The organism is Plastoroseomonas arctica, assembly GCF_018128965.1.
In the GTDB taxonomy this organism is placed as follows: Bacteria; Pseudomonadota; Alphaproteobacteria; order Acetobacterales; family Acetobacteraceae; genus Plastoroseomonas; species Plastoroseomonas arctica.
Genome location: NZ_JAAEDH010000038.1, coordinates 1 through 19,683 on the forward strand (window position 1 = coordinate 1; position 19,683 = coordinate 19,683).

18 protein-coding genes and 1 pseudogene are annotated in these 19,683 nt (G+C 63.7%); 11 read left to right on the forward strand and 8 right to left on the reverse strand.

Annotation, left to right across the window (positions count from 1 at the left end; all coding sequences use genetic code 11):
• Nucleotides 1-179 precede the first annotated feature (179 nt).
• Both GXW79_RS20685 and GXW79_RS20690 read right to left on the reverse strand, forming a co-directional pair.
• Nucleotides 180-749, reverse strand: a complete 570-nt coding sequence (locus tag GXW79_RS20685; protein WP_211876355.1) for a papain-like cysteine protease family protein — start codon at nt 747-749, stop codon at nt 180-182.
• A 74-nt stretch (nt 750-823) separates the two neighbouring features.
• Nucleotides 824-2,092 (reverse strand): D-amino acid dehydrogenase, encoded by a 1,269-nt coding sequence (locus GXW79_RS20690; RefSeq protein WP_211876356.1) that lies wholly within the window; start codon nt 2,090-2,092, stop codon nt 824-826.
• Nucleotides 2,093-2,222: 130 nt separating this feature from the next.
• On the opposite strand from GXW79_RS20690, the gene GXW79_RS20695 reads away from it, so the two are divergent.
• Nucleotides 2,223-3,110, forward strand: coding sequence for a PhzF family phenazine biosynthesis protein (locus GXW79_RS20695; protein ID WP_211876357.1), 888 nt, complete (start codon nt 2,223-2,225; stop codon nt 3,108-3,110).
• Between the two features lie 102 nt (nt 3,111-3,212).
• On the opposite strand, the gene GXW79_RS20700 is transcribed toward GXW79_RS20695, so the two are convergent.
• Nucleotides 3,213-6,305, reverse strand: a complete 3,093-nt coding sequence (locus tag GXW79_RS20700) for a 5'-methylthioadenosine/S-adenosylhomocysteine nucleosidase family protein (protein ID WP_211876358.1) — start codon at nt 6,303-6,305, stop codon at nt 3,213-3,215.
• A gap of 92 nt (nt 6,306-6,397) precedes the next feature.
• On the opposite strand from GXW79_RS20700, the gene GXW79_RS20705 reads away from it, so the two are divergent.
• From GXW79_RS20705 to GXW79_RS20725, 5 genes are all read left to right on the forward strand, one after another.
• Nucleotides 6,398-6,964, forward strand: a complete 567-nt coding sequence (locus GXW79_RS20705; RefSeq protein ID WP_211876359.1) for a transposase — start codon at nt 6,398-6,400, stop codon at nt 6,962-6,964.
• Between the two features lie 84 nt (nt 6,965-7,048).
• Entirely contained in the window at nt 7,049-9,259 is a 2,211-nt protein-coding gene (purL, locus tag GXW79_RS20710; protein ID WP_211876360.1) for a phosphoribosylformylglycinamidine synthase subunit PurL, read from the forward strand.
• Between the two features lie 3 nt (nt 9,260-9,262).
• Nucleotides 9,263-9,511, forward strand: coding sequence for a BolA family protein (locus tag GXW79_RS20715; RefSeq protein WP_211876361.1), 249 nt, complete (start codon nt 9,263-9,265; stop codon nt 9,509-9,511).
• Nucleotides 9,508-9,843, forward strand: a complete 336-nt coding sequence (gene grxD / locus GXW79_RS20720; RefSeq protein WP_211876362.1) for a Grx4 family monothiol glutaredoxin — start codon at nt 9,508-9,510, stop codon at nt 9,841-9,843. The genes GXW79_RS20715 and grxD overlap by 4 nt, the downstream gene beginning before the upstream one ends.
• Nucleotides 9,844-9,847: 4 nt before the next feature.
• Nucleotides 9,848-10,666, forward strand: coding sequence for a class I SAM-dependent methyltransferase (locus GXW79_RS20725; RefSeq protein ID WP_211876363.1), 819 nt, complete (start codon nt 9,848-9,850; stop codon nt 10,664-10,666).
• Nucleotides 10,667-10,705: 39 nt separating this feature from the next.
• Here GXW79_RS20725 and rpsD read toward each other — a convergent pair whose 3' ends face one another.
• The gene (gene rpsD / locus GXW79_RS20730; protein ID WP_211876364.1) at nt 10,706-11,323 is read right to left on the reverse strand and encodes a 30S ribosomal protein S4; all 618 of its coding nucleotides are present in this window, start codon (nt 11,321-11,323) and stop codon (nt 10,706-10,708) included.
• A 225-nt stretch (nt 11,324-11,548) separates the two neighbouring features.
• Here rpsD and GXW79_RS20735 point away from each other — a divergent pair, with 225 nt between their 5' ends.
• Together GXW79_RS20735 and GXW79_RS20740 are read left to right on the forward strand one after the other, a co-directional pair.
• Nucleotides 11,549-11,758 (forward strand): hypothetical protein, encoded by a 210-nt coding sequence (locus GXW79_RS20735; protein ID WP_211876365.1) that lies wholly within the window; start codon nt 11,549-11,551, stop codon nt 11,756-11,758.
• A 72-nt stretch (nt 11,759-11,830) separates the two neighbouring features.
• Complete coding sequence (locus tag GXW79_RS20740; protein WP_211876366.1) at nt 11,831-12,208, forward strand: hypothetical protein; 378 nt, start codon at nt 11,831-11,833, stop codon at nt 12,206-12,208.
• A 35-nt stretch (nt 12,209-12,243) separates the two neighbouring features.
• Here GXW79_RS20740 and GXW79_RS20745 read toward each other — a convergent pair whose 3' ends face one another.
• The 4 genes from GXW79_RS20745 to GXW79_RS20760 all read right to left on the reverse strand — a co-directional run bounded on the left by GXW79_RS20745 (nt 12,244) and on the right by GXW79_RS20760 (nt 16,016).
• Nucleotides 12,244-12,996 carry an acetoacetate decarboxylase gene (locus GXW79_RS20745; protein ID WP_211876367.1) on the reverse strand — a complete coding sequence of 251 codons (753 nt, stop codon included), beginning with the start codon at nt 12,994-12,996 and terminating at the stop codon, nt 12,244-12,246.
• The gene (locus GXW79_RS20750) at nt 12,996-13,748 is read right to left on the reverse strand and encodes an acetoacetate decarboxylase (protein ID WP_211876368.1); all 753 of its coding nucleotides are present in this window, start codon (nt 13,746-13,748) and stop codon (nt 12,996-12,998) included. The genes GXW79_RS20745 and GXW79_RS20750 overlap by 1 nt, the downstream gene beginning before the upstream one ends.
• On the reverse strand, nt 13,748-14,938 hold the full coding sequence (locus tag GXW79_RS20755) for a patatin-like phospholipase family protein (protein WP_246504195.1): 1,191 nt from the start codon (nt 14,936-14,938) through the stop codon (nt 13,748-13,750). Before GXW79_RS20755 ends, GXW79_RS20750 begins: the two co-directional genes overlap by 1 nt.
• A 193-nt stretch (nt 14,939-15,131) precedes the next feature.
• Nucleotides 15,132-16,016, reverse strand: coding sequence for a polysaccharide deacetylase family protein (locus GXW79_RS20760; RefSeq protein ID WP_211876369.1), 885 nt, complete (start codon nt 16,014-16,016; stop codon nt 15,132-15,134).
• A gap of 385 nt (nt 16,017-16,401) precedes the next feature.
• On the opposite strand from GXW79_RS20760, the pseudogene GXW79_RS21865 reads away from it, so the two are divergent.
• From GXW79_RS21865 to GXW79_RS20770, 3 genes and pseudogenes are all read left to right on the forward strand, one after another.
• Nucleotides 16,402-16,578: pseudogene (locus GXW79_RS21865) on the forward strand (calcium-binding protein); the annotation flags it as partial.
• A gap of 363 nt (nt 16,579-16,941) precedes the next feature.
• Nucleotides 16,942-17,583: a Hint domain-containing protein gene (locus GXW79_RS21550; protein WP_246504196.1), complete on the forward strand. Its 642-nt coding sequence runs from the start codon at nt 16,942-16,944 to the stop codon at nt 17,581-17,583.
• A 587-nt stretch (nt 17,584-18,170) separates the two neighbouring features.
• Nucleotides 18,171-19,683, forward strand: a 1,513-nt coding sequence (locus GXW79_RS20770) for a calcium-binding protein (protein ID WP_246504197.1), incomplete at its 3' end; no start/stop codon positions are given.

The window sequence follows — 19,683 nt, forward strand, 5'->3', positions numbered from 1 at the left end:
GACGTGCGCGCGCTGGCGGCGGCGCGCGATGCGGCCCTGCTGCGCATCCTCGCCGCGCGCGGCTGACCCCGCCCGCTCTGCGCGCCTTCGCGCGCCGCCAATGCGGCGAGAGGCAAGCGAGCGGAGCGCGCGCCCCGCCGCTTGAGGGCACGAAAAAGCAGCCTGATCTGCATTGCGGATCAGGCGATGTTGTGGCCGCGCAGGACGTGGCCGAAGCCGGATTTGCGCATCATCCCGTACATCCAGCGCTGCCGCACCTGGTTGAACTGGTCGAGCGTCATGCGGCTGTTCGGCAGGTTTTCGGGGTCGTGGTAGATCACCTCGGTCTCGCGCTTGCCGATGCCAATCAGCACCGAGGCGTGCCCGTAGCTGCGCCCGCGCACCGTCTTCACCCAGTAGAAAAACACCGGCCCGTAGCGCCGCAGCAGCTGGTCCACCTGCAGGCCGCCGTAATTGTAGTTGTTCCGCGCGCAGTTGCTCACCGGTTCCAGATGCTCGCGCTCGGCCAGCAGCACGTGTTCGGACTGCCCGCCGTGATAGGCGTTCATGACCGCGCGCGCCTGCGCCGACCCGGTCGCAAAATGCCCCTGGAAGCCCAGGCGCGCGCGAACCTCCGGCGGCAGGTTGCCGCTGTACAACTCCGGCACGCCCTGGCGCGGCCCGGCCTCGAAATACCAGCCGACCATGTTCACGGACGCATACCAGCAGCCGGTCGGGTCGTTGAGCACGCTGCTCTGACCCGGCCGCATCAGCTGGTTCGAAAAAGGGACGTCCAGGTATATTCCCATGGTTTCTCTGTTATCGCACCGGTCCGCTTACGAAATCAATCGATACCCGCCAGCGCATAACGCGCCACCGAGAGGTCCGCGCTGTCGATCTCGGGCACCCGCCCGCTCACGAGGTCCGCGAGCAGGCGCCCCGAACCGCAGGCCATGGTCCAGCCCAGCGTGCCGTGGCCCGTATTCAGGTGCAGATTGGTATACTTCGTGCCGCCGACGATAGGGGTCCCGTCGGGGGTCATGGGGCGCAGACCCGACCAGAACGTCGCCTCCGCCGGATCGCCGCCGCGCGGGAACAAATCCGTCAGCGAGCGCACCAGCGTCGCGCGCCGCGGCGCCCGCAGCCGGGTCGAGAACCCCGCCAGCTCCGCCGTCCCGCCCACCCGGATGCGGTCGCCCAGGCGCGTGATCGCGACCTTGAAGCTCTCATCCATCACGGTCGAGACCGGCGCCCCATCCTCGTCGCGCACCGGCAGCGTCAGCGAATAGCCCTTCACCGGATAGACCGGGATGCGGATGCCGATGGTCAGCGCGAGCGCGGTGGTGAAGCTGCCCAGCGCCAGCACATAGTGATCCCCCACCACCTCCCCCGCCGAGGTCGTCACACCCGTCACCTTGCCCCCCGCCGTCGCGATGGCGCGGATCGTCTCGCCCTGGCGGAACACCACGCCCTTCTCGGCGGCCATCGCGGCGAGGCGCTGGGTGAACAGGTGCGCGTCCCCCGTCTCGTCCTGGGGCAGGCGCAGGCCGCCCACGAACATGCCCCGCACATGCTTCAGCGCCGGCTCCTGGTCGATGCAGCCCGCCGGGTCCAACACGTCGAACGGCATGCCGAACTGCGCCAGCACGCGCGTATCCCCGCCGATATGGTCCAGCTGCTTCTGCGTGCGGAACAGCTGCAGCGTGCCGCGCGTGCGGCCATCATACTCGATGCCGGTCTCAGCCCTGAGCTCCGCGATCGCGCGCCGGCTGTACTCGCTCACCCGCACCATCCGCGCCTTGTTGCGCGCATAGGCGGCCTCCGTGCAGTTCGCGAGCATGCGCGTCACCCAGCCATACAGGCGCGTGTCCATCAGCGGCCACACCACCAGCGGGCGGTTCCTCATCATCAGCCACTGCACGGCCTTGAGCGGAATGCCCGGCCCCGCCCAGGGGCTGGAATAGCCGAACGACACCTGGCCGGCATTGGCGAAACTCGTCTCCATGCCAGGGGCCGACTGCCGGTCGATCACCACCACCTCATGGCCGGCGGCGGCGAGATACCAGGCGCTGGTCACGCCCACCACGCCACTGCCGAGTACGACAACCTTCATCAGAGCGAATCCACAGGTGACGGGTCGAAGCTATGCGCGATCCGTGCCAAAGAAAGCACCGGGAGAAGGAATTCTCCCGGACCTTCTTCTTTTATTTTTGGCCTTTGGTACCCAGCCGGGGAGCGGACGCATGGCACGGTATGATTTTGTCACGCTGGATGTGTTCACCGACACCAGGTTCGGGGGCAATCCGCTGGCGGTGTTTCCCGATGCGCGGGGGATGACCGATGCGCAGATGCAGTCCCTCGCCAGCGAGTTCAACCTCTCCGAGACCACCTTCGTGCTGCCGCCCGAGGACCCGGCCAACACCGCGCGCGTGCGCATCTTCAACCGCACCGCCGAGATGCCCTTCGCCGGGCACCCCAACGTGGGCACCGGCTGGGCCGTGGCGGGGTGGGCCGAGAACGGCATGCTCCGCTTCGAGGAGATCGCCGGCCTGGTCGAGGTGCGGGTGGTCCGCGACGAGGAGGGCGAGCTGCAACAGACCATCATCGCCGCCCCCCAGCCGCTGACCCTGGGGGCGGAGATGGACCCGGGCCTGCTCGCCGGCTGCGTGGGGCTGGACGCGGCCGACATCCTGACCACGACGCACCGGCCGATGGTCGCCTCCGTGGGCAATTCCTTCCTGATCGCGGAGGTGGCACCCGAGGCGCTGTCGCGCGCCGTGCCGGACCTCGAACGCTTCCGCGCCGCGGCCGCAAGCTTCACCGCCCTCGGCCCGAACCGCCTGCCAATCTACCTCCATGCCGATGCCGGCCCCGGACAACGCCGCGCGCGCATGTTCTCCCCCCTCTCAGGCACCATCGAGGACGCGGCAACGGGCAGCGCCGCCACCCCCCTGGTGGCCCTGCTGCTCTCGCTCACCGATGCCGAGGAAGGCCGCTGGGACATCACCCAGGGCGTCGAGATGGGCCGCCCGAGCCTGCTGCGCGCGGCGGCCTGGCGCGCGCCGAGCGGGATCAGGGCGAGTGTGGGGGGAAGGTGCGTGCCGGTGTTGGAGGGGGTGGCGACGGTTTGATGCCGGAGCCAGTTCGCAGGGACGCCGCAACTAGAAGTAAGGTACGTTCAAATGCCGCGATGATAGCTAAATTCCTTAATTCAGAGATACACAATAAGATATTTAATTTGGCTGACGCTTCACAAGTCTTGTAATCTTTGCCTTCTCGATGGTCGCGCCAAGCGGCTTTATTGCCTCGCTTGCAGCCTCAAGCAAAGCGAGCCGATGCTCTGTACTCCAGTGATTCCAATAAACGCGGGCAAGATAATGTGACATCAAGGTGATTCGTAAGAATGTTGTCGAGCGCGGCAAACCGCGTAGGCTGTCTCGCAAAGGTATTGCTCCACGTTTTGAGTCAACATCAGTTAGCCAAGTACCATGAATTACGTTTTCTAGTGGTCCTTCAAGCACTACGGCTGCGATGCTCGGCGCCAAAACTTTCTGACGCGCTTGTTCGCATAAAAACCCCAATATCTTCCTCAGCGGCTTGGCGAGGGCAGAGTACTCAATAATATCCAAAAGTATCTCTGTAAATTTACGCTTTTCTTCCAAATCTTGTGGTCCAGGAAGATCGGCCAATGCTTCATCAGTCGTGAGCTCGCGTCGTAATTCGTCAAAATCAAACTTAGCTTGGAAGCGACTCCATTCGTCTATTAAACGCGATGCTCCTACAACGATGTCTTGAGCAAGACCTCGCTTTGTACCTGCATCTAAATGTTCAGCAGACGATCCTAACAAAATTGTTGCTATACACCATTTGTGCATAAGTTCCTTCAGCGGCTCAAGATCTTTAAGATGCTGATCTTCTTCAGGTTTGCGCTCGCGAGCTACGCGGCCAGTTTTTTCCTTGATTCGGTCCGCTAAATCTAAAGTTTTTTGCTTTTCGCCAGCATTCTCCGAATTCTCACGTACGGCTTTGTGCGCGCCTGCTAGGCGTCGTTGCAATACATTCCCACGTTCAGGCTGTTTAACATAATTAGGTAAGATTGACCCTCCAATAAGAATATTGGGTTCGTTCGTCCTCAGAGCAGACAGTTCGAGAGAAGTTTTGAGAGTCTCAATAATTTTTATCACTAAATCAGGAGATGGTCCGATTTCTGAGTATAAGTCTAGGGTCGCGAAATCAAATGTTTCGCTATTTACGTCGAAATATTTATTTGCTTTAGCAGGATTTCGGCTTAGTTCGTCGGCTAGTAGATAAGACTCTATAAAAGGTAAAGAAATTTTTGCATTTCCGTTTTCAAAATGCATTATGCCGTGGTCAATAAACCCTTGCATGAATCTCATGGGGTCGATGTCGAAATCATGCTGAGCAGCGAAATCTTTGATTCTCTTAAGAAGTCCGGGCTCGTCATACGTGTGATGCTCGACATGCATGTCTACTACGAGCTGCCTTAAGAACCTTGCCCGTGTGGTTCGACTAAGAGCCACATCGCCCTTATCGCCTGCAACTACGAACGTTAAAAATCCATCAACTGCGAGCTGGATTAATTCGCTTCTTCTGTTTGCCTGCAACAAGGCTGAGAGTGTCTCACGCGGAATACCGGCAAAGTAGGTTGGATGCGCATCCAGATCGAATCGGTTAAAGGTCTCGCGCAAGCGGAGCGCAACCACTTCAGACTCGCTACCGCTCATCTGGAAATTTTTCTGAACGAACAACGCTATCTCTTTAAAGGAGATTGGGCATGTCTCATATATTTCGGACGCTGTTTTCGCAGAAAATTCTGTTTCGCTTACAAGATCTGCTTCTCCTCGAACCAGAAAAACAAACTTTACGCCAGGGTAGTTTGCTGCTTCCTCGACGAGCATTTCCCGCCTATGTTTTGAGGAAAAAGGTATATTTTCAACAATCACAACAGGCATTACGCCCACCGTTTTGACCATTTCGGACAAGCCGGGACCGCAGAGCGAGGCTAGCGTAGTGGCTCGACCCCGGATGCCATCCCCATTGATAACAAAAGGTACTGGCTGCTGCCCATCTATATCTGCGCCACACAAGTCATTAGCGATGACCCAGGACAAAGATTGATCAGGGTAGGTGCGTGGTAAATTGATGATCACTCGATCATGGTTCTTAACAGCGTCACGAACCTCGATTGGCGTGCTCTCATCGTTCCCTGTAAGCCGAACGCGCGGTGTAGGTAGGCGATAACCCTTTTCTTGTATGCGATACTCTGGGGAAAACTTGCGTAAATTCTCATCTATAACAATATAGGCATCGTTGATAATGGCCGAGACGGGGTCATAAATTTGGCCACGTTCTGTTAAAATTAACTCTGGCTGACTAACCTTGGAAAGCTTTTTTAAGCCCACCCTAAAATATTCGTTCTCAGATATTTGTAAACGAAGAAATGACGCTGCGTTCCCAGCTGCTAGATGACGTACTGCACCCTTACTCGCAATCTCGAGTTTTTTCTTTTCCCGATCCGCGTAGTCCGATATTCCTCGAACGGTCATAACGGGAACGTTGTTATCCTTTGCCTTTAGGAATATGCCTCCTGTCTCCGTTTCAATCGCAAGTATAGAACGATCAATGGCTCGTAGTTTCGCGTTGTAGGCAGCGCTCTTGCTCACTGCGCCGCATGCTATCGCGCCAGATTTAGATGACGGCTCGCCAAGTCTAAACATTCCGCCGCTTGGCGTTGGGACCTCTGAGGTGATCACCGCCTGAGCGATGGTGGCTCGGTCTGCCTGCCACGCTAAGTATGCTGCCTTGAGATTTGGCTGAGTTCGTATGAAATTCATGTGGGTAAGGATAGCCCGGTGCGTCTCGTAATGCTTTGGCGAAAGTTCTACGTTTACGCCATCTGCGCCATCAGTTGTGTCAGAAAACTTTGCATTATCAAGGACGTCGATGATCGTACTGCTGTGGCAGACATCACCTAATCGCATATCGTCCGACAAACTGCCTGCTATCCCGACGCAGCAAATAAGACTGATCTTATAACGATCAAGCGTCATTCCTGCGGCCTCCTGAGCAGCAGCTCTGCCCATGTACTGCTGCTGGACAACGACCATTGAAATATCAGCGTGACCGCTTGCAACTACATGGTGCAAAAATTGATCGTCGCTTCTGTTTTCGAGACTGGGAAAAATATCAAAAAACGGACCAATTTCATCGTCTAAAGGGATGACCACGGCAATATCAAAATGTTGGCGATCCATGTACCCTCTTTTTTCTGCTTCGATTGCGCAAGGAGCCGAATCGGTCACCATCACATCATACGAGCAGACTTGGCCGGGGAGTCGGACGCAATTGTAATTATTTAGGAGTTGAAACCATAAGAAAAAAAACCTATGATAGGATGATGCCCCCCACCCCCCTCACCCCCACCCAATTCCACGCCCTCCTCCCCTACATCCTCCCCCGCTCCCCTGCCGGTCGCCAGATCGGCGACCTCCGCGCCCGCATGGACGCCATCTTCGCCCTCTCCTGCACCTCCGCCCCCTGGCGCGCCCTCCCGCCCGAGCACGGCAAGCCCGACACCCTCTCCCGCTACTTCCGCCGCCTCACCCATGCCGGTCTGTGGGAAAAGCTCCTCCTCGCCATCAAGGACAACGAACCCAACCACCCTCTCAACCAGATCGCCCCGCTCATCTTCCGCGCCTGCCGCCGCGCCATCCGTCTGCGCGGCCTCCGCCTCATCGCCCTCATCCGCCGCCTCGGCTTCCTCCCCGCCCTGAACGGCCCGCCGGACAAGATCCCCAACCCCGATTTGTCCGAAAAGGTGAGGGCCATCCGCCTGCCGTCGTCCAAAACCTTCCTGGACCACGCGCGCGCCTGCCTTGTACTGACCGAAGCGTTGCGGCACCTGCACCGCCTGGCCGGCGGCGTGCTGCACCTCACCCGAAAACAGCGGCTCGGCTGGTCATGACCGGTCCCGCCAAAAACCCGGGCGCCCAAAACCCCGCCGCGAATGCCCCTGGACAGCGGCCGCGCCCCTGCTCACAACGCCCCCATGACCGAGACGCCGCTGCCCCTCGACCCTGGCCGTGCCCCCGCTTTGGCCCGCGAGTTCGGCCTCAAGCCGGAGGAGTTCGCGCGCGCGCTCGCCATCCTCGGCCGCACGCCCTCGCTGACGGAGCTCGGCATCTTCTCGGTGATGTGGTCGGAGCATTGCTCCTACAAATCCTCCCGGGTCTGGCTGCGCACCCTGCCCACCAAGGCCTCCTGGGTGATCCACGGACCGGGAGAGAATGCCGGCGTCATCGACATCGGCGATGGCCTGGCCGCCATCTTCAAGATGGAATCCCACAACCACCCGAGCTTCATCGAGCCCTACAATGGCGCCGCCACCGGCGTGGGCGGCATCCTGCGCGATGTCTTCACCATGGGCGCCCGCCCCATCGCCAACCTCAACGCCCTCCGCTTCGGGATGCCGGATGCACCGCGCATGAAGCAGATCATCGACGGCGTGGTCCGCGGCATCGGTGGCTACGGCAATTGCGTGGGCGTCCCCACCGTGGGCGGCGAGGTCAACTTCCACCCGGCCTACAACGGCAACCCCCTGGTCAACGCGATGACCGTCGGCATCGCCCCGCGCGACCGCATCTTCCTCAGTGCCGCCGCCGGCATCGGCAACGCGGTGGTCTACCTGGGCAGCAAGACCGGCCGCGACGGCATCCATGGCGCGACCATGGCCAGCACGGAATTCAGCGCGGACAGCGAGGAGAAGCGCCCCACCGTCCAGATCGGGGACCCCTTCGCCGAAAAACTCCTGATCGAGGCCTGCCTTGAGCTGATGGCCACCGACGCCATCGTCGCCATCCAGGACATGGGCGCCGCGGGACTCACCAGCAGCAGCGTGGAGATGGCGGGGAAGGGGGGTGTGGGCATCGAGCTGGTGCTGGACACCGTCCCCCAGCGTGAGGACGGGATGACCGCCTACGAGATGATGCTCTCCGAATCGCAGGAGCGCATGCTGATGATCCTGAAGCCTGGCCGGGAGGCGATGGCCCAGGCCATCTTCCAGAAATGGGAGCTGGACTTCGCCGTCATCGGCCACCTGACGGATACGGGCCGCATCACCATCCGCCACAAGGGCATCCTCGAGGCGGATATCGCGCTGGCGCCGCTGGAATCCGAAGCCCCGCTCTATCACCGCCCCACCGTGGAGACGCCGAAGCAGCCGGTGCTGGACGCGGCCGCCATCGCGGACCCGGTCGGCATCCTGCCGGCGCTGGAGACGCTGCTGGGGTCGCTCGACCTGTGCTCGCGCCGCTGGATCTGGGACCAGTACGACGCCCTGGTGAACGGCCAGACCGTGCAGCGCCCGGGCGGCGCGGACGCCGCGGTGGTGCGCATCGAGGGCCACAAGCGCGCGCTCGCCATGACCACGGATTGCACCCCGCGCTACGTCTTCGCCGACCCCGAGGCGGGCGGCGTGCAGGCGGTGGCCGAGGCCTGGCGCAACCTCACCGCCGTGGGTGCGCGTCCCCTCGCCATCACCGACAACATGAACTTCGGCAACCCTGAAAAACCCGAGATCATGGGCCAGTTCGCCGCCGCCATCCGCGGCATGGCGGCGGCCTGCGTCGCCCTGGACTTCCCGGTCGTGAGCGGCAACGTCTCCCTCTACAACGAGACCCAGGGCGTCGCGATCCTGCCAACGCCGGCGATCGGCGGGGTGGGCGTGCTGGAGGATGCGGCGCAGTCCGTGGGCCTCGCCCTCTCTCCCGGCCAGGATCTGGTGCTGATCGGCGCGATGCAGGGCTGGCTGGGCCAGTCGCTATGGCTGCGCGAGATCGCGGGGCAGGAGGCGGGTGCGCCGCCGCCGGTGGACCTCGCCGCGGAGCGGGCCACGGGGGATTTCGTTCGGGCGCAGATCCTGGGGGGTGCGATCGCCGCCTGTCACGATTGCTCGGATGGGGGCCTGCTTGTCGCGGTCGCGGAGATGGCGATGGGGCGCGGCTGCGGCGTCACGCTTGCGCCCGCGCCGGACGGCATCCCCGAGCACGCCCTCTGGTTCGGCGAGGACCAGGGCCGGTATCTCTGCGCCACGGGGCAGGGGGCGGCTCTGGTCGCGGCCGCGGTCGCGGCGGGGCTGCCGGCGGTGCTGCTGGGCCGCACCGGCGGAGAGGCCTTGGCGCTGGCCGATGGGCGTTCCATATCTATCGCCACACTGCGGGCGGCGCACGAAGCGACGCTGCCGCTCCTGATGGGAAGCTGAACCATGGCCATGCAGCCGGCCGAGATCGAGGCGCTCATCAAGGCGGCCCTGCCCGACGCCCAGGTCACCATCGAGGACCTGGCCGGCGATGGCGACCACTACGCCGCCACCGTCATCTCCGAGAGCTTCCGCGGCATCAACCGCGTTCGCCAGCACCAGATCGTCTATGCCGCGCTCCAGGGCCGCATGGGCGGCGTGCTGCACGCCCTCGCCCTCCAGACCTCCGTCCCTCCCGAGGAACCCCGCCCATGACCGACACCGCCGCCCGCATCCAGGCCGAGATCGACGCCAGCCCCGTCGTGCTGTTCATGAAGGGCACGCCCGTCTTCCCGCAGTGCGGCTTCTCCGCCCGCGTGGTGCAGATCCTGTCCCACGTCGGGGTGCCGTTCAAAGGCGTGAACGTCCTCGAAGACGGCGAGATCCGCGAGGGCATCAAGGCATTCAGCAACTGGCCGACCATCCCGCAGCTCTATGTCGGCGGCGAGTTCGTCGGCGGCTGCGACATCATCACCGAGATGTACCAGGCGGGCGAGCTGACCAGCCTGTTCGCCGAGAAGGGCGTGCCGCACAAGGCGGAAGCCTGACGCCATGGGCACTGGCGGGGACGCCGCGACGCGCCCCGCCGCAGCCCAGCCGCCCTGGTCGGGCTATCCGCTGCGCGACTGCATCGCCTACCTGGCCGCGGGCCATCGCAGCGTCCGCGGCTTCCTGACGACCGGCGGTGCCTTCTTGTTCCTGACTATTTTAGAAGTGCAGCGCCGCGATAAGATCGTCGGATCGATCGCGGAGATCGGCACCTATCACGGTCGCAGCTTTATCGCCTTCGGGCTTTCGCTTCTCGCAGAGGAGCGACTGGTGGCCATCGATTTGTTCGAGGACAACGGCGAGGATTTCGAACCCGCTCTGCGGGCCAATTGCCTGGCGCACGGTGTGCCCGCGTCCCGGATGCGCATCCACCGCGCCGATTCTCGCGAGATCGGCCCTGTCGCCTGGGCAACGCTGCTCGGTCTTCCTGCGCGGCTGGTCCATGTCGATGGCGAGCATTCGCGACTGGCGGCGCGACACGATCTTACCCTGGCCGCATCGTCGCTTGCGCCGGGCGGATTGATGGTTGCGGACGATGTGCTGCACCCGTGGTTCCCGGACGTTACCCTGGCGGTCGCGGATTTCCTGGAGACGCACCGCGAGCTTCGGGCGATTGCCCTGCTCGATCGGCAGGGGCCCCTCAGCGAAGGCGGACCGAAGGTGGTTATTGCGGCTGAGGCCGATGCCGCGCGATACCAGGATGCGTTCCGGGCGACGATGTCGAACATGGTGATCGGTAACGCCGCCTTCGCGGGCTCGACGCCGCTTCTGATGTCGGCCGACGCACATTCCGTTAAGGGGCTTCTGGCGATGCCCGCGTGACGCGAAAGGCGGTCCCGCCGTGGGGACCGCCTTGGTCGCTCAGCGCGAGTAGAACTCGACCACGAGGTTGGGCTCCATCTGCACCGGGTAGGGCACATCGGAAAGCTTCGGCGCACGCAGGTACTTGCCCTTCATCGCGCGGTGATCCACCTCAATGTACTCTGGCACTTCACGCTCGCCGCTCTGCGAGGCGTCGAGCACGGCGGCCAGCTGCTTCGAGGTCTCCTTGACCTCGATCACGTCATTGTCCTTCACGATGTAAGACGGGATGTTCAGCTTCTTGCCGTTCACCGTGACATGGCCGTGGTTCACGAACTGGCGCGAGGCGAAGGGCGTCACCGCGAACTTCATGCGGTAGACAACCGCGTCCAGCCGGCGCTCGAGCAGTTCAATAAGGTTCTCCGAGGTGTCGCCCTTCCGGCGCACGGCTTCCTCATAATACTTGCGGAAGGCCTTCTCGCCGATATTGCCGTAGTAGCCCTTGAGCTTCTGCTTCGCCATCAGCTGGATGCCGAAATCGGTGGGCTTGCCCTTGCGGCGCTGGCCATGCTGGCCGGGGCCATATTCGCGCTTGTTGACCGGGCTCTTCGCACGGCCCCACAGATTTGCGCCCAAACGGCGATTGATCTTGTATTTGCTTTCCGCGCGCTTCGTCATGCGCGTGATCCTTCATCAAGGCGCGATCGATCCCGCAAGCGGGTGTCGCTATTGTCCCGGTAGTCCAAGGTTCCGAATGAACCCCGGAGGGCGCGGATCGCTGGTGCGCATTTGCGCCACCCCAACCCGTCCACGTTCCCGGAAAGAGCGCGGTGCCTAGCCGTGCTCCGCCTCCTTGTCAAACCTCCTCTTGCCAAACCGCGCCACGCGCAGCACCTCCGCGCCATGGCATCACGCGAAGACATCCTCATCCTCGGGCTCACGGCCGGGGTCGTCGGCAGCCTGACCGGCGGGCTCATGCTCGGCATTGGGCTGGGCCTGGTCAGTCAGAGCGTTCATGTCGGATGGCTGCTGGTTCTGCCGGCCGGGCCGGTGGCCGGGCTGCTCGGCTATGCGCTGGCCCGCCGCCTCGTGAAGCGGGAAGCGCAGATGTAATATCGACGCCCCTTCCCGATGGGCATCGCGGCGCTCTAGGCTCCGCGCGTCACCCCTTTGGGAGGTTCCGTCTTGCGCACTGCCACCCTCGCGGCCCTTGCCGGCCTGCTTGCCTTGCCTGCACTTCCCGCCGGCGCCTATGGCGTCAGCCAGGTGCATTTCTCCATCCAGGCGAACACGCCGATGCCCGCCTGCCACCAGCGCGCGCGTGACGTGCTCGAGCGTTCGGGCTTCCGCATCCTCGGCACCGGCACCTCCAGCATCGGCGCCGAGCCGACCGATGGCACTACGCTGATTACCGCTTACTGCGTGCCCGGCCCGGGCGTCGTCGTCGTGACGGTCGCCGGCGAGAACACCGCCGCGACCGCACCGGTGCTAGAACGCATCCGCGAAGCCTGGCAGGGCGCATCCGCGCCGACAGCGCCCGGCGGGCCGCGCGTCACCAAGTAAGGGCCACCGGGGCGCAACACGCTCCGGCACGACTCTCACCTGAGATAGTCATGCACCACCTGACCCAGATCCAGGGTCAGGTCGGCGATCACATGGGTCGCCGAGACCACTTCCAGCACCGGCAGGTCGGCGACCGGCGCCAGCGCGTGCGGCGCCAGCGCGAGAGCCGCAGGCCCCGTCCAGCCGCCATGCACCACGACGTCCGACAGGCGATAGCGCACCAGCTCGCAGATGCGCGGCTTGCCGTCGACATGGGGGATGATCTTGAGCAGGTAGCCGGGCTCGCCCAGCGCCTTGCGCAGCGCATCCTCGGGCAGGGCGCGGTGCTTGTAGCCCATGGAGCCGGTCGCGATCCGAACCGGGCCATAGTCGAGCGTACCGACAAGCGTGTCCCGCTCAACCCGCAGCGAAGGCTCGGCGAGTTTCTTGGGAAATCCCCACAGCTCGCGACCGCCCGCGATCGGCGGATCATCGTCGAGGAACATTGCGTGCACGTAGCCGCCATGGGTGCGGCCGCCCTGGCCATCGGGTCCATGCACGGGGATGACCTGCCCGCTCTCGGTGTAGTCGCCGAAGCCGGTGCTGTCGGGCATGCGGATGAACTCGTACTTCACCAGCGGCTCGTCGAAGGCGAGCGGCGCAGGGACCACGCGCCGTAGCGCCGCGGGGTCGGTGCGGTAGGTGATGATCAGGTATTCACGGTTGACGAAGCGATAGGGTCCGTTCGGGTAGGAGGGGCTAGTCAGCGGCATCGCGAAGGCGCGCGCGCGGATCTCGTCGGGCGTCATCACGCCACTCCTTCGGACAGGTAGTCGTGGATGACTTCGCCCAGCTGCAGCGTGCAGTCGGCGATCAGGTGGGTGGCGCGCAGCACTTCCAGCACCGGCAGCTCGGCGACCGGGGCCAGCGCATGCGGCATCAGCTGGAGCGCGGCCGGCGCGGTCCAGCAGCCCTTGAAGCGCAGCTCGCCCATCTGGTAGCGCACCAGCTCGCAGATGCGCGGCCTGCCGTCGACATGCGGGATGATCTTGAGCAGCACGCCCGGTGCGGCGAGCTCGGCCATCGCCTCGGCCTCAGGGACCGCGCGGTGCTTGAATCCCATGGAGCCGCGCGCCACCGGCACGGGCCCGAAATCGAGCGCGCCGCACAGCGTGTCACGCTCCACCGTCAGCGAAGGACGCGCCAGTTTTTGCGGAAAGCCCCAAAGCTCGCGCCCGCCTGTGTTCGCTGTGTGCGAGTTGACGTAGACGGCGTGGACATAGCCGCCCGCCTCGCCATTGGGCAGCGTCGCGGGAATGATCTGCGCCGCCATCGCGTACTCACCGAACCCGGTGCTGTCGGGCATGCGGATGAACTGGAAGCGCACCTCCGGCAGCCGCAGTTCCAGCGGCTCGGGCAGTAGCCGGCGCAGCGTGTCGGGATCGCTCCGGTAGGCGATGGTCAGGTATTCGCGGCTGACGAAGCGATAGGGCCCAATCGGGTAGGAGGGACTCAACCGCGGCATCGCGAAGGCCCCGCTCAGGACGTCGTGTTCTTCCATCAGGCATGCTCCTGCGTGAGGCTCGGGTGGACAGCGTGGCTGTGTGCTTCGCCCAGGACATTCCCAAGGACGTCGAACGTGCGAGCACCGATCTCGGGCGGCATCGGCGCGAGCCAGGGTGCGGCGGCGAGCGTCGCCAGCGCATCCTCGCGGCCCTGCGCCCAACGCTCGCGCATGGTGCCGGCGCTGAACTCGTAATCCTTGGACTGGCCTTGCCCATCCTTAGGCCGATAGATGACCTGCGCGATGTCCATCGTCGTCACACAGCCATAGGCGTAGAGGAAACGCCCCTCGGGTGTGTCGCGCAGTTCCTCGGGCAGCTTGTGCCAAAGCGTGTTGATGTTGTGCCGCACGTCATGCGTCTCGAGCATCCGGTCCGTCGCCGCGCGAGTGCGGCTAGAATAGCGGATATCCTTGTCGCGCTCCGCGACTTCCTCGAGCGAGGTGGGGACCGCGCCGCGGGCATGGAACACATCGACCTGGAAAGTCAGCCGGCTGCGGCGTGGGATCTTGGTGAGCACGTATTGCAGCGGCGTGTTGGACACCAGGCCGCCATCCCAGTAGTGCTCGCCATCGATCTCGACGGCGGGGAAGCCCGGCGGCAACGCGCCCGAGGCCATGATGTGCTCGGGCCGGATCGTGATCTCGGCTGTGTCGAAATAAGCGAAGTTGCCGGTGCGGACATTCACCGCGCCGACGCTGAGCCGGATGCCGTCGGCGTGGTTGATGCGGTCGAAATCGGCCACGGACTCGAGCGTGCTCTTGAGCGCCGCCGTGTCGTAGAAGCTGGTTGGCTGGCCGCCGAACAGCCAGTCGAACACCGGGCGCGGGCTGAAGAACCCCGCCTGGCCGAACAGCAGCGCGTTGGTGGCGCCGGTCTGCCGGCGATCGACCGGCCAATTGGGCAGCAGCGCCTGGCCCCAGGCACCGAGGCTCGCCGGCGGGGCGGTGATCCGCTCCCAGAACTGGCGCAGCCGTTCGACGCGGCGCTCCGGCGCGTTGCCGGCGATGATCGCGGCATTGATCGCGCCAATCGAGATACCGGCCACCCAGTCGGGGAGGTAGGGTGAATCGGCAAGCGCCTCGTAGACGCCCGCTTGGTAGCTGCCGAGCGCGCCGCCGCCCTGCAGCACGAGTGCGACCTTCTTGTCGTAGCTGTCCGGGCGCGGCGGAATTGTGTGGCCGTCCATGATGGATCTCCTCGGGGCGACCGGCGAGCATTCCCCGGCGCGAGGGTGTTTCGCGCCGGTCATCATGGCGGTTACGGCGACGTGAGGCCGGCGGGCAAGCGTGCCTCCGTGACATTGTGCAGGGGCCTGGTGTCACGGTGATGTCTGCGCATCAGGCGGCGGCGTCCGGGAGGCTGGCGAACGCTGCGGCCGGTCAGCTCGGATCGCTGCTGGCCAGATACCAGTCGAGCAGCGCGCCGCCTTGCATGAACACGACGCCCGGCAGCGCGGCGAGCGCGTCCAGCATCGCCTCGAGTGCCGCGATGCGGTGTGGCACGCCGCTGATGTAGGGGTGGACGGCGATGCCCATGATGCGCGCGCCGCCGGTCTCAGCCTCGGTGAGCAGCCGCGCAGCCGACAGCGCTGCGCGCCGCGGCAAGGCATCCTCGTCATGGTGCTGGATCATCACCACCGGGATGTCGTTGAGCTCGACCGGGTAGGGCAGGGTGATCAGCGGGCCGTGCGCGGTGGCGACGCGGCAGGGGCGGTCATCGACCGGCCAGTCGCCCATGTAGCCGATGCCGGCCTCGGCAAGGAGGTCGGGCGTGTCCAGCGTCTGGGTGAGACCGGGGCCGAGCCAGCCGCGCACCGGGGCGCCGGTGAAGCCGGCGATGGTCTCAACGCTGCGGAATACCATGCCGCGCTGGTCCTCCACGCGGTGGGTGGGTTCCTGGAAGAAGCCGTGGCCCATGAAGTCCCAGCCGGCATCGCGGGCGGCAGCGGCCACACGCGGGTATTTCAGGCAGACCGAGGCGTTGCAGGACAGCGTGGGCCGGATGCCGCGCTTGTTGAAGGCATCGAGGAAGCGCCAGAAGCCAACGCGCATTCCGTATTCGTGCCATGCCCAGTTGGGCACGTCGGGCAGCAGCGCGGCGCCGGTGGGTGGCGAGAGCACTTGGCGCGGCATCGGGCCGTCGATCAGCCAATGCTCCACGTTCACGATCGGCCAGATGGCGAGCTTCGCGCCGCTCGGGAACGCCAGTTTTGGGCGGTCGGGCGCCGCGGCATAGGCCAGGCGGTGTTCGGGGCGGGTGGTCATGGATGGGGCTCCTTGGCCGACGGCACGCGCACCATCATGGCGGGCGACAGAAGGCTGGGAAATGCGATGGCTAGTACGCGACGAGGGTAGTGGTCGAGTGCAGCTATATCCTGGTACCGCGAGCGGTATGCCAGTATTCAATCACGCGTATGTTACTTACTCGTGCTCAGCGTGCAGCAACCACAAACGGAAACGTGTTCGCGCGCGGAAGTAATGCCGCTTGCGAAAGAAACGGCGCTTATACGAATGTCATACACGTCAGGCGGGATTTTCTAAGCCATCCGGGCAACCGCCGGGCGGGCTTCATCGACGCGGTGCAAACAGCGCTTTGGGCGGTGGGAGTCCTGTGTTCGTCGCTTAACGGATTGAAAATAGGGGTATTTCCGTGTCTCAGACATTTGTCGGCAATGGCGGCAACGACGATACGTTCACAGGCGCCTTTAATGACTCCCTCGACGGAAATGGCGGCAGAGACACACTTGCGGGTCGCGGTGGAGACGACACAATTTTAGGCGGATCCGGTGCAGATTCCCTTGCAGGCGACGAAGGGAATGACAGTATATATGGCGGCGGGAATATTGTCTTAATTAATAACGCTAACACTATTGATGGCGGTGCAGGTAATGACACTATAGTTGGTCCTCCGCTAATCGGCGGTCTTCTCGGAACGAATTTGATTCGCGGTGGAGACGGTAATGACTCGATTGCATCCACTCTCGGTAGTGTCGATCGGATTCAGTGGTCAGCCGGTCAGGGAAGTGACACGATCAATGGCGGGACCCTCGGAACTATAGAAATCGGCACACCGGGCTTTCAGCCGGGCGTCGCAGGGGCTGCGTTTGGCACCTTCGGGTTGCTGAATGTACTCGATCCTCAACCAACCGACGGTTGGCGGCTAATCTCAGGCGGTGTTACAGGCGGCTTGTTGAACGGGGAATTCCTCTACGTTCCAACAGGCGAGCGGCTGGTTCTCAGCGGCATTGCGTTCTCCGCCGCCTGTTTCTACCCCGGCACCATGATCGCCACGCCCAATGGCGAACGCGCCGTCGAAACCCTCGTGATGGAAGACCTCATCCTCACCACGGAAGGCGCGGCACGCCCGATTCGCTGGATGGGTCGCCAGACGGTCTCCACCCGCTTCGGCGACCCGCTCCGCATTCTGCCTGTGCGGATCACCGCCGGTGCCCTCGCCGATGGCATTCCCGCTCGCGACCTGATGCTCTCGCCTGACCACGCCGTGCTGGTCGAAGGCGTCCTGATCCAGGCCGGCGCCCTGGTGAATGGCACCACCATCCTCCGTGTCTTCGACGTGCCGGAGATCTTCACCTACCACCACATCGAACTCGCCGAGCACGACCTGGTCCTCGCCGAGGGCGCTCCGGCCGAAACCTTCGTCGACAATGTCGATCGCCTGGCCTTCGACAACTGGGACGAACACGAGGCGCTCTACGGCAACCTGCCCTCGATCCCCGAGATGGATCGGCCTCGCGCCAAGGCGCAGCGACAAGTGCCGCGCTTCGTGCGCGCGGCGCTGGCTTCGCGCGCAGTGATACGTCGAGCCGGGTAAAGATCGGCCCCGCACGGGCGGGTCACCTGCGTCAGAACGGTCGATCGAAGGGCAACTCTGCATCCCAGGGTTGCCCTTTTCGGCGATTCATATGAACGAAACTGTGATTTGATCCAAGTCACGGGGCCGTGATCATTTTGCGATATGACGTCTCTATTTTTGATTTTTCATCAAATCCGATCCCGCTACGTTGACACATCGCTCTAGATCGGAGTACCTCCGAAACGATAGCTGTTCGCGCTACCGCCGTGAGGTGGCTGGCGCGCCGCGCTCCATTCAACGCAAAGCGCTTGTTTGAACTGAATTTTTTTCGCGGCTGTCTCAAAATACCACTTGCGTCAGTTCCGATTGCGTTACTAAACAAGATTGATATCCCCGCGACCGCACAGTTTCATGACGGCAACTCAATTTTGATCCAAAACGGACAGGGCTGTCTCCGATGCTCGCATGGGCACGGTGCCTACACCCGTGTGTTCGAGGTTGGTGCAGCCGCCGCGTGTGGTCGCTGAGTAGTCGATACGCCTGACTGATCCCCGCGCCGGCGGCCTGCTTGGTGACCGTCACAGTGAAATAAGGAAGTTCCCCCGATGGCCACATTCACTGGCACTGGCACCAACAACGACAGCGTGCTGCTCGGCATTGAGAATGACTCTCTCGTCGGCAACGCGGGCAACGACTCGCTGGGCGGCGGCGACGGCAACAACACCGCGCTCGGCGGCACGGGGAACGACACGCTCTATGCCGGCACCGGAAACGACTCGCTGTTCGGTGGGGATAATGACGACTCCCTTTCGGGGGGCGCCGGCAACGACACCCTCTCCGGCGATGCTGGTAATGACCGGATCCTCGCCGGCAGCGGCAATGATTTCTATGCCGGAGGCACCGGCAGCGACACCCTGAGCTTCAGGGACCAGACGGCAGGGATCACCTTCACACTCGGCGGCGCCGACTCGATCGTCTCCTTCGGCGACACCTCCACGGGCTTCGAGGCGGCAGAGGGCAGTGACTTCGCCGACACCTTCCGCTCCTCCGACCAGCAAGACCAGTCATTCTACGGGCTAGGCGGCAACGACTCGATGGAGGCCGGGTCGGGTGACTATCTCGACGGCGGCACCGGCGACGACATTCTGATCGGTTCCGTAGGGACCGACGGCACGCTGCTCGACACGCTGCTTGGCGGCGCCGGCAACGACACGGTCACCGGCTTCAGCGGCGCTGATATCCTCGATGGCGGCGCCGACCAGGATTTCGTGAACTACGCAGACGTCACCAGCGCTGTGCAGGTCAACCTTGGGAGCAACGTCAACAACCAGTCGGACAGCCTGTCCAATTTTGAAGGCGTGATCGGTGGCTCCGGGAACGATAGCTTTGGCGGCGGCGCCAACGCCGAGACTTTCATCGGCAATGCCGGTGGCGACACCATCAACGCCGGCGACGGCGCGAACCTCGGCCTGGGCGGCGCTGGCACCGACAGCTTCGTGGGAGGCACCGGGGCCGACACCTTCGATGGTGGCACCGAGAACGACACGGGGATCGGCAATGCCGGGTCGGATTCGCTCGTCGGCGGCGCTGGCAATGACAGTCTGAGCGCTGGCGCCAACAACGACACGGTGCTTGGCGGCGTCGGCGCCGACACGCTCGATGGCGGCGCGGACACCGACCTGCTGAGCTATGCCACCGACACGGTCGGCGTCACGGTGGGCCTGTCCGGCACGACCGGCATTGGCGGAGAGGCGGCCGGCGATTCGATCGTCGCCAATAGCTTCGAGCAGCTCGCCGGCGGATCGGGCAATGACAGCCTGTTCGGGAGCTCGGTTGCCGACACGATCATCGCAAATGCCGGCAACGACACCGTCAGCGGCACCTTGGGCAATGATAGCCTCGATGGCGGTGCGGACACCGACCTGCTGAACTACAGCGCTGCCACCTCGGCGGTCACGGTCGACCTCACTGCCAACACCGTCACCGGCGCCTTTGGCAATGACGGCGTCACCGGCTTCGAGCAGGTCACCACCGGTGGCGGCACGGACAGCCTCCGCGGCGCCACTGGCGTCGAGACCATGGATGCCGCCGCGGGCAATGACACGGTGCTCGGCACGC